The sequence below is a fragment of the Herbidospora cretacea genome (assembly GCF_001570605.1).
Lineage (GTDB): Bacteria > Actinomycetota > Actinomycetes > Streptosporangiales > Streptosporangiaceae > Herbidospora > Herbidospora cretacea.
Window position 1 is genome coordinate 144,727 of sequence record NZ_BBXG01000021.1, and the last position, 9,191, is coordinate 153,917.

The 9,191-nt window shown below is 70.2% G+C and carries 11 protein-coding genes; 7 read left to right on the top strand and 4 right to left on the bottom strand.

Annotated elements, in window-relative coordinates; genetic code table 11:
• The first annotated feature begins 168 nt into the window (after positions 1 to 168).
• The 3 genes from AW270_RS31345 to purE are packed head-to-tail and all read left to right on the top strand — an operon-like array spanning position 169 to position 2,735.
• Complete coding sequence (locus AW270_RS31345) at positions 169 to 1,116, top strand: hypothetical protein (protein ID WP_061299734.1); 948 nt, start codon at positions 169 to 171, stop codon at positions 1,114 to 1,116.
• A 49-nt stretch (positions 1,117 to 1,165) separates the two neighbouring features.
• Complete coding sequence (locus tag AW270_RS31350; protein ID WP_061299755.1) at positions 1,166 to 2,236, top strand: 5-(carboxyamino)imidazole ribonucleotide synthase; 1,071 nt, start codon at positions 1,166 to 1,168, stop codon at positions 2,234 to 2,236.
• A gap of 13 nt (positions 2,237 to 2,249) precedes the next feature.
• Positions 2,250 to 2,735, top strand: a complete 486-nt coding sequence (gene purE / locus AW270_RS31355) for a 5-(carboxyamino)imidazole ribonucleotide mutase (RefSeq protein ID WP_061299754.1) — start codon at positions 2,250 to 2,252, stop codon at positions 2,733 to 2,735.
• Here the strand turns inward: purE and AW270_RS31360 are convergent.
• Both AW270_RS31360 and AW270_RS31365 read right to left on the bottom strand, forming a co-directional pair.
• Positions 2,725 to 3,006 (bottom strand): hypothetical protein, encoded by a 282-nt coding sequence (locus tag AW270_RS31360; RefSeq protein ID WP_061299735.1) that lies wholly within the window; start codon positions 3,004 to 3,006, stop codon positions 2,725 to 2,727. The two genes, purE and AW270_RS31360, sit on opposite strands and share 11 nt — an antisense overlap.
• A 53-nt stretch (positions 3,007 to 3,059) precedes the next feature.
• Positions 3,060 to 4,370, bottom strand: coding sequence for a UDP-glucose dehydrogenase family protein (locus AW270_RS31365; RefSeq protein ID WP_082801964.1), 1,311 nt, complete (start codon positions 4,368 to 4,370; stop codon positions 3,060 to 3,062).
• Positions 4,371 to 4,495: 125 nt separating this feature from the next.
• Between AW270_RS31365 and AW270_RS31370 the strand changes: the two genes are divergently transcribed.
• The 4 genes from AW270_RS31370 to AW270_RS31380 all read left to right on the top strand — a co-directional run bounded on the left by AW270_RS31370 (position 4,496) and on the right by AW270_RS31380 (position 7,816).
• Positions 4,496 to 5,659 (top strand): acyl-CoA dehydrogenase family protein, encoded by a 1,164-nt coding sequence (locus AW270_RS31370; protein WP_061299736.1) that lies wholly within the window; start codon positions 4,496 to 4,498, stop codon positions 5,657 to 5,659.
• 242 nt (positions 5,660 to 5,901) lie between these two features.
• The gene (locus AW270_RS39200; protein WP_157522885.1) at positions 5,902 to 6,111 is read left to right on the top strand and encodes a hypothetical protein; all 210 of its coding nucleotides are present in this window, start codon (positions 5,902 to 5,904) and stop codon (positions 6,109 to 6,111) included.
• Entirely contained in the window at positions 6,102 to 6,644 is a 543-nt protein-coding gene (locus tag AW270_RS31375) for an SRPBCC family protein (protein WP_061299737.1), read from the top strand. Before AW270_RS39200 ends, AW270_RS31375 begins: the two co-directional genes overlap by 10 nt.
• Positions 6,641 to 7,816, top strand: a complete 1,176-nt coding sequence (locus AW270_RS31380) for a zinc-dependent alcohol dehydrogenase (RefSeq protein WP_061299738.1) — start codon at positions 6,641 to 6,643, stop codon at positions 7,814 to 7,816. The genes AW270_RS31375 and AW270_RS31380 overlap by 4 nt, the downstream gene beginning before the upstream one ends.
• 39 nt (positions 7,817 to 7,855) lie before the next feature.
• Here AW270_RS31380 and AW270_RS40800 read toward each other — a convergent pair whose 3' ends face one another.
• Together AW270_RS40800 and AW270_RS40805 are read right to left on the bottom strand one after the other, a co-directional pair.
• A complete protein-coding gene (locus AW270_RS40800; RefSeq protein ID WP_061299739.1) occupies positions 7,856 to 8,521 on the bottom strand; it encodes an NAD(P)/FAD-dependent oxidoreductase in 666 nt (221 codons plus the stop codon).
• A gap of 107 nt (positions 8,522 to 8,628) precedes the next feature.
• Positions 8,629 to 9,191 (bottom strand): Crp/Fnr family transcriptional regulator (locus AW270_RS40805; protein WP_218009390.1); only part of this gene is annotated, 563 nt, incomplete at its 5' end.

Below are 9,191 nucleotides of genomic sequence, written 5' to 3' on the forward strand. Positions count from 1 at the left end.
TGGACCTGTGAAGCGGGCTGAAAGCTTCCTCTGAGTCCCTTTCTGCCCAGGTCGTCCAAGAACATTTCAAGAAATTTCAGACTTTGCGGCCCGATCGGAGCCCACACGAGCTACGTTGGCGCCCGACCTCACACGCGCGCGCACATTTGGAGAGGTGCGGGCATCCCCATGGGCCGACTGAGCCGCACGCTGACCGCAGGCATCGCCCTGGGGCTGCTGACCGCCTGCGGCGGGCAGCCCGCGGAGACCACGGCACGGGAGACCCCTTCCCGCAAGGCCGGCATCCTCACGCAGGAGACCGCCGAACGCGCCTTCGCCGGCCTCCAGGTGCTCGACGCCGCCTGGCACGACAGCGACTGCGCCGAGATGGCCGGGCTGGTCGCCGCCCCCGTCTCCGAGCTGGCCGGTTCTGCCTGCGCGGCCACGGCGTTCGGGCACAAGAGCGCCGGGTTCGCCTACACGGAACCCGAGTTCTACCTGCCCACCCGCCGTACCCCCGGCAGGCCCTGGTTCGCCGTGCTGGCCCGCGAGCCCGACCCGGCCTATTTCGTCTTCACCCAGGCGAAGGGCGGCTGGCGGCTCGCGCTGGGGCCGGTCCCGGTGCCGAAGGACGCCCCGGAGGTGCACGTCACCGACGCCGTCGTGCCCGCAGGCGACGACAAGCCCAAACCTGTCGCCGGCCTGGTGTCCCAGCGCTGCCTGACCTATCTGACCGACCCGACGGGCGTGAACGGCATCCGGGTCTCCTCCGGCGACCCGTTGCGCGCGCTGCGCGACGAGATCACCCGCAGCGCGACCAAATACCGTCCCGACCGGGTCTCGGTGGACGTGCGCCTGGTCACCGGAGCGCCCGCCCATTCGCTGGCCCTGCCCGGCGGCGCGTCCCTCGTCTTCCACACGCTCCGCCTGGTCACCACCCAGACCCCCGGGCCGGGCCGCGACGAGCTGGTCAAGCCGGTTTTCGCCGACGCCGACATCCGGGGTTTCGCCGGTCACGGGCGGCTCGGCGAGGTGACGGCCGAGGAACTGCTGTTCCTGGCCACCAGGGTCGACGCCGACGGCCGGATGACCACGGTCGGGATGGGCCGCAGGCTGGCCTCCATGACGAACGCCTGACCTGGGCTGGGTAAACTTCGCGTTCGTGAACAGCCCTTTCATCGTCGGCATGGTCGGAGCCGGGCAGCTGGCCCGGATGACCCAGCAGGCCGCCATCGCCCTCGGCGTCGACCTCCGGGTGCTGGCCGGGTCCCGTGACGAGAGCGCGGCCAAGGTCGTCGTCGACACCCGGCTCGGCGACCACCGCGACGCGGGAGATCTGGCCGAGTTCGCCAAGGGGTGCGACGTGGTGACCTTCGACCACGAACACGTGCCGACCGAGCTGATCGAGAGCCTCGGTGTGCCGGCCCGTCCGGGTGCCTCGGCCCTGGTCCACGCGCAGGACAAGCGGGTGATGCGGGAGCGGCTGACCGCGCTCGGGGTGCCGTGCCCCCGGTGGAGCTCGGCCGATTTCACCGCGCCGGTGGTGCTGAAGGCCGTCAGGGGCGGTTACGACGGGCGTGGCGTCTGGGTGGCGCGCACCCAGGCCGAGGTCGACGAGGTCGTGGCGACCGGGATCGACCTGATCGGGGAGGAGGTCGTGGCCTTCGAGCGGGAGCTCGCCGTGCTGGTGGCGCGCTCGCCCCACGGGCAGGGCGTGGCCTATCCGGTGGTGGAGACCGTCCAGGAGGACGGGATCTGTGTCGAGGTCATCGCGCCCGCCCCCGGGCTCGACCCCGAGCTGGCCGCCGAGGCGCAGCGGATCGCCCTGGCGATCGCCGAGGAGCTCGGCGTGACCGGGCTGCTGGCGGTGGAGATGTTCCAGACCTCCACCGGCCTGCTGGTCAACGAGCTGGCGATGCGCCCCCACAACTCCGGGCACTGGACGATCGAGGGCGCCCGCACCTCCCAGTTCGAGCAGCACCTGCGGGCCGTTCTCGACCTGCCGCTGGGCTCGCCCGAGATGGCCGCCCCCGTCGTGGTGATGGCCAACCTGCTGGGCGGCCCCGACCCCGACGTCTATTCGCGCTATGAGCACGTGATGGCCAACGACCCCGGGATCAAGATCCACTTTTACGGCAAGGACGTCCGTCCCGGCCGCAAGATCGGCCACGTGACCGCCCTCGGCGCCGACCTCGACGAGGTCCGGGCCCGCGCGCGCCACGCGGTCACCTGCCTGAGAGGACCCCTGAGTGCCTGACGTCGGCATCGTCATGGGAAGCGACTCCGACTGGCCCGTCATGGGCCTGGCCGCCGAGGCGCTCCGCGAGTTCGGCGTGTCCTTCGAGGCCGACGTCGTGTCGGCCCACCGGATGCCCGAGGAGATGATCGCGTACGGCAAGTCCGCCGCCTCCCGGGGCCTGAAGGTCATCGTGGCCGGGGCCGGGGGCGCGGCCCACCTGCCGGGCATGCTGGCCTCGGTGACCCCCCTCCCGGTGATCGGCGTGCCGGTGCCGCTGAAGTACCTCGACGGGATGGACTCGCTGCTGTCGATCGTCCAGATGCCGGCCGGCGTGCCGGTCGCGACGGTCGCGGTCGGCGGAGCCCGCAACGCGGGACTCCTGGCGGTCCGGATTTTGGCGGCCTCCGACCGGGTGCTGCAGGAGCGGATGGTCGAGTTCCAGGCCGAACTGAAGAAGACGGCCTACGCGAAAGGCGAAGCCCTCCGCAAGGCGGCCTCGGAGGGGGCTACTTCTTAGGCGTCTGGCCGGTTCCGCCGCAGCGGCGGCAGTTGACCCACTTCCGGGTGGTCACAGTGGCGCCTGACGAGGTCTTGAACTCGATGACTTCGTGCCAGCCCCCGGCGCCCTGGCACTGACCGCAGGTTTCGTTGTCGGTGGTGGTGAGTTCCCTGGCCGGGCCAGGATGGAGAGCGGCCATGACCGCGTTCATCTGCTGCTCGCTGAGGAACGGGAGCGTGATCACGCTGCCTCGGGGGGTCGTGTACGTCACGAAGTAATCGTTCGCCATGCCCTGAGCGTATATACAGGTCTAGTGCTCGTATATCCCGGTGTGGTGACGGTTTACTGCGGGCGGCCCAGGGCGCGGTAGTTCCAGCCGGCCTCTCGCCAGGTGACGGCGTCGAGGGCGTTGCGGCCGTCGACGATGTTGCGGGAGCTGACCACGTCGCCCAGGGCGTGGGGGTCGAGGTTGACGAACTCCTGCCATTCGGTCAGCAGCAGGACCACGTCGGCGTCGCGGGAGGCGTCGAGGGCCGATTCGGCGTAGCCGAGGTTGGGCTGGGCCTTGCGGGCGTTGTCCAGGGCCACCGGGTCGTAGACGGTGACGGCGCCGCCCTCCTGGCCGATGGTCGCGGCGACGTCCAGGGCGGGGGAGTCGCGGATGTCGTCGCTGTTGGGCTTGAAGGCGGCGCCCAGGACGCCGACGACCCGGTTGCGGAACGAGCCGCCGACCATGTCGCGGGCCAGGTCGACCATCCGGGCGCGGCGGCGCATGTTGATCGCGTCGACCTCGCGCAGGAACGTGAGTGCCTGGTCGGCGCCCAGTTCGCCCGCTCTGGCCATGAAGGCGCGGATGTCCTTGGGCAGGCAGCCGCCGCCGAAGCCCAGGCCGGGGTTGAGGAAGCGGCCGCCGATGCGTTCGTCGTACGAGAGGGCCTTGGAGAGCAGTTTCACGTCGGCCTGGGTGGCCTCGCAGACTTCGGCCATGGCGTTGATGAACGAGATCTTGGTGGCCAGGAAGGCGTTGGCGGCCGTCTTGACCAGTTCGGCGGTGGGGAAGTCGGTGACCACGATCGGGACGTCGCCGAGCGGGGCGTACACCTCCCGCAGCACGGTCTCGGCCCGGGGCGAGGTGACGCCGAGGACGATCCGGTCGGGGTGGAGGGTGTCGTCGACGGCGAAGCCCTCGCGCAGGAACTCGGGGTTCCAGGCGAGCTCGGCGTGGTCGCCGGTCAGTTCGCGCAGCCGGGAGGCGAGCCGCCGGGCGGTGCCGACCGGGACGGTCGACTTGCCCACGACCAGGCAGTCTCTGGTGATGTGGGGCCCGAGCGAGTCGACGACCGCGTCCAGATAGGAGGTGTCGGCGGCGAACTCGCCCTTCTTCTGGGGCGTCCCGACGCACATGAAGTGGACGTCGCCGAACGCGGCCACCTCCTCGTAGGACGTGGTGAACCGCAGCCGCCCGCTCGCGACGTGCTTCTTGAGCAGGGCCTCCAGGCCCGGTTCGTAGATCGGCGACTCGCCGCGCGCGAGGCGGGCGATCTTGTCGGGGTCGACGTCGAGCCCGAGGACCTCGAAACCGAGCTCCGCCATGCACGCGGCATGCGTCGCCCCCAGATAGCCGGTCCCCAGGACCGTGAGTCGGTACGGCACGCCGTGCTCCCCTCATGACCTGCATCTATCAGGGTGTGTGATGCTACCCGAGGCGGTTGGGGGGTGGATTGCCCGACCTCGGCACCGGCTGGCCGGTCGATAGTTGGACGTCCTAGAATCCGCCTATGAGCTTTCCTCTGTACGCGCCGGCGGAGGAGCACGACATGCTCCGCGAGGCGGTCCGGGCTTTGGCAGAAGAGAAGATCGCCCCGCGCGCCGCCGCGGCCGACGAGAACGAGGAGTTCTCCGACGACTCGTACAAGGACCTCGTGGCCGCCGACTTCCACGCGGTCCACGTGCCCGAGGAGTACGGCGGGGCCGGCGCCGACGCGCTCGCGACGGTGATCGTGATCGAGGAGGTGGCGCGGGTCTGCGCCTCCACCTCGCTGATCCCGGCGGTGAACAAGCTCGGCACCGTGCCGCTGCTGCTCTCGGCCTCCGACGAGCTCAAGTCGGCCTACCTGCCCGCGGTGGCCCGCGGCGACGGCATGTTCTCCTACGCCCTCTCCGAGGCCGAGGCCGGCTCCGACGCGGCGGCGATGCGGACCCGCGCGGTGGCCGACGGCGACGACTACGTGCTCAACGGCGTCAAGACGTGGATCACCAACGCCGGCGTGTCGGAGTACTACACGGTCATGGCGGTGACCGACCCGTCGGCCGGGCCGCGCGGCATCTCGGCGTTCGTCGTGGAGAAGGCCGACGAGGGCGTGTCGTTCGGTCCCAAGGAGCGCAAGCTCGGCATCAAGGGGTCGCCGACCCGGCAGGTGATCCTGGAGGACGTCCGGATCCCGGCGTCCCGGATGATCGGCGCGCCCGGCACGGGCTTCAAGACCGCCCTGGCGACCCTCGACCACACCCGGATCACCATCGCGGCGCAGGCGCTCGGCATCGCCCAGGGCGCACTCGACTTCGCCATCGGCTACGTCAAGGAGCGCAGGCAGTTCGGGAAGGCGATCGGCGACTTCCAGGGCGTCCAGTTCATGATCGCCGACATGGCGATGAAGCTGGAGGCGGCCCGGCAGCTCACCTACGCGGCGGCGGCCAAGTCCGAGCGCGCCATGCACGGCACCCCGGTAGCGGACCTGACGTTCTTCTCCTCGGCGGCGAAGACGGCGGCGTCGGACGCGGCGATGGAGATCACCACCGACGCGGTGCAGCTGCTGGGTGGATACGGGTACACGCGCGACTACCCGGTGGAGCGGATGATGCGCGACGCCAAGATCACCCAGATCTACGAGGGGACCAACCAGATCCAGCGGATGGTGATGGCGCGGCAGCTCCTCAAGTAGGGCTTGAGCAGCGAGAACCCCGCCCAGGATGTCCCTGTGGCGGGGTTTCGCGGTTCGGCTCAGCAGACCTGAAGGATCACTGTTCCGTCCCTGTTCCGTGAGAGATGAGACGCGGGCGGAACAGGCCCCCCTGTGTCCCGCGTCGTCTCTTTCAGCCCGGGTAAAGGGGCGCGGTCGACGCAGTCGATGGGTGGGTTTGGGTGCATTTCGAGGGGTAGGGGCAGTTTGAACGAGCCGCGCCCTTGATCGTGGATGACGCGGTGAACCTGATCTCGCTCGGCCGGTCGGCGCCCACCATGGCGTGCGGATCCGGCGGCGGCTCGTCGGTGTCATTGGCGTCGTTGTCGGATTCACAGTGGTGGACCTGTCTGGCCGACGTGCCGGCCAGGCAGGCAAAGGTCGTCTCCCTGCTGGTGCTGCGAGGCATACGCCGAGGAGAACCATGGAACTGACAGCCACGACAACCATCCGCAAACCCGCGTCGGAGGTCTACGCGTTCTGGCGCGATCTCGAGAACCTGCCGACGTTCATGGCCCACCTCGAGGAGGTCCGCACCACCGGTGACCGTACGAGCCGCTGGGTCGCCGACGCCCCGTTCGGCAAGGACATCGCATGGGACGCGGAGATCGTCGACGACACGCCAGGCGAGAAGATCAGGTGGCGGTCGGCCGGCGACGCGGACGTGCCGAACGCCGGCACGGTCCGGTTCACGCCCGCCCCGGACGGCGTGAGCACCGAGGTGCACATCGTTCTGGTGTACGACATTCCGGGCGGCACGATCGGCAAGGCGGTCGCCAAGTACTTCGGCGAGGAACCGCACCAGCAGCTCGACGACGACCTGCGCCGGCTCAAGCAGGTCCTGGAGACCGGCGAGGTGGTCCGGTCCGACGGCGCCCCCTGGGGCAAGCGGGCCCGCAAGGAGTTCCCGCAGCGTCCGGCGCAACCGCTGTCGGACGCCGAACTCGCGAAGGGAGCGGACCGATGAGGGCCAACACCTGGGCGGGCCGCAACAAGGTCGAGGTCCGTGACGTGCCGGACCCGAGGATCCTGAACAGGCGAGACGCCATCGTCCGGATCACCTCCACCGCGATCTGCGGCTCTGACCTGCACCTGGTCGACGGGTACGTGCCCACGATGCAGGACGGCGACGTCATGGGGCACGAGTTCATGGGCGAGGTGGTCGAGGTCGGAGCGGGCGTCGCTCCGGAGCGGCTGCGCGTCGGGGACCGGGTCGTCGTGCCGTTCCCGATCGCCTGCGGCGCGTGCGGCGCCTGCGCCTCCGAGCTGTACTCCTGCTGCGAGAACACCAATCCCAACGCCGGGATCGCGGAGAAGATGTTCGGTCACCCGGTCGCCGGGATCTTCGGCTACTCGCATCTGACCGGCGGCTTCGCGGGCGGCCAGGCGCAGTACGCGCGGGTGCCGTTCGCCGACGTCGGCCCGCTGAAGATCGAGTCGGATCTGGCCGACGAGCAGGTGCTGTTCCTGTCCGACATCCTGCCCACCGGCTACATGGGCGCCGAGATGTGCGACATCCAGCCGAGCGACGTGGTGGCCGTGTGGGGGGCCGGCCCGGTGGGCCAGTTCGCCATGGACAGCGCCCGGGTGCTCGGCGCCGCGAAGGTCATCGCCATCGACAAGGAGCCCTACCGGCTGGAGATGGCCGAACGCGCGGGCCACACGCCGGTGAACTTCGAGGAGGTCGACGTACGGTCCCAGCTGCTCGAACTGACCGGAGGCCGGGGACCGGACAAGTGCATCGACGCCGTCGGCCTGGAGGCCACCCACGGCAGTGCCCACATCGCCGCCTACGACCAGGTCAAGCAGGCCGTACGGTTGGAGACCGACCGTCCGCACGTGCTGCGTCAGGCGATCATGTCGTGCCGCAGCGGCGGCGTGGTGTCGGTGATCGGCGTCTACGGCGGTCTGGTGGACAAGTTCCCGGCCGGCGCGTGGATGAACCGGTCGCTGACTCTGCGTACCGGGCAGTGCCACGTGCAGCGCTACATGAAGCCGCTGCTGCGGCGCATCGAGAGCGGTGAGCTGGATCCGACCCGGATCATCACGCACACGCTGCCGCTGGAGGAGGCGGAACGCGGCTTCGAGATCTTCAAGAACAAGCAGGACAACTGCGAGAAGGTCGTTCTCAAGCCCTGACGACTGACTGGCGGCCGCTTTGGGCCTTCCGGCCCGGAGTCACTCCCCGGCCTGGAGATAGTCGTGGATCAGCCGTACGGCCATGGCGCCTTCACCGACTGCCGCGGCCACCCGCTTGACCGAGCCGCTCCGCACGTCCCCGGCCGCGAACACGCCCGCCTTGCTCGTCTCCAGCGGGAACGGCCGACCGGCGGAGTCGGGCGTGTCCGGCCTGCCGGACCGGGTGGCGTCCGCGCCCGTCAGGATGTAGCCCTTCGGGTCGAGCGCGATCTCGTCGGCCAGCCAGGTCGTGTACGGCTCCGCGCCGATGAAGATGAACATCGCGCGGGCCTCGATCGTGGAACGTTCGCCGGTGCGGTTGTTCTCGGCGCCGACCGCGGCGAGCTTGTCCTCCCCGATCAGCTCCCGGACCTCGGTGTTCAGCACGATCTGGATCCGGGCGTGCCGTTCGATCTCGACGGCCAGGTAGCGGGACATGCTCGTGGACAGCGCCTCCTCCCGCACGAGCAGCCGGACACAGGCGGCGTGCCGGGCCAGGAACAGGGCGGCCTGACCGGCCGAGTTGCCTCCGCCCACGACGACGACCGGGTCCTGCTCGCACATCTGGGCCTCGACGGTGACGATGTGATCACCCGCGTCCAGGTGCAGTCCGCATGCCTGCGCGGGGACCAGCAGCCGCGCACCGAACTTGTCGGCCTGTATCACCGACAGCTCCGCCAGTTCGCCGCCGGAGATCCCGGCCGGGAAGCCGAGGTAGTTCTCGATCCGGGAGGAGATGCTCGCCTGGCCGCCCGTCGCGACGTTCTCCAGGGTCAGCGTCGCCAGGCCCTCCGACGCCCGTAGACCGACGCCGCCAGGCCCGCGGGTCCGGCCCCGATGATGCGGAATCCGGCCCCCAGCCCGATGAGCATGCTGCGGCGGACGAGGTAGGCCCGCAGGATCAGGTCGCCGAGCCCCGGATCCCCGGCGACCAGGCGGCGGAGCGCGTCCGCGGGCACGGCGAGGACCTCGCCGTCCTCGGCCACCACGCCGGTGACGAAGCCCACCTGGCCGGTGAGCACGTTGAGCTCTCCCAGGAACCGGCCCGCCCCGTGGACACCGATCACCTGGTCGTCCACGCCGAATCCCCCGACCGTCGCGACCTTGCCGGACAGGACCGCGAAGAATTCGCCGACCGGAAGACCCTCCGCGTACAGGACCTCGTCCCGGCGGACCCGGCGCCGCTCGCCGTGCGGGGCCAGCGCCTGGAGCTGCGCGTCGCTCAGCCTCGGGTAGGCCCCCTGCGGGTCCGGCGTCTCGGGGAGCTCGGGCGGCCGGCGCATGGTCAGACGTCTGGGTTCTCGTACGCCACCGAGAGTGTGCCGCCGCTCATTCC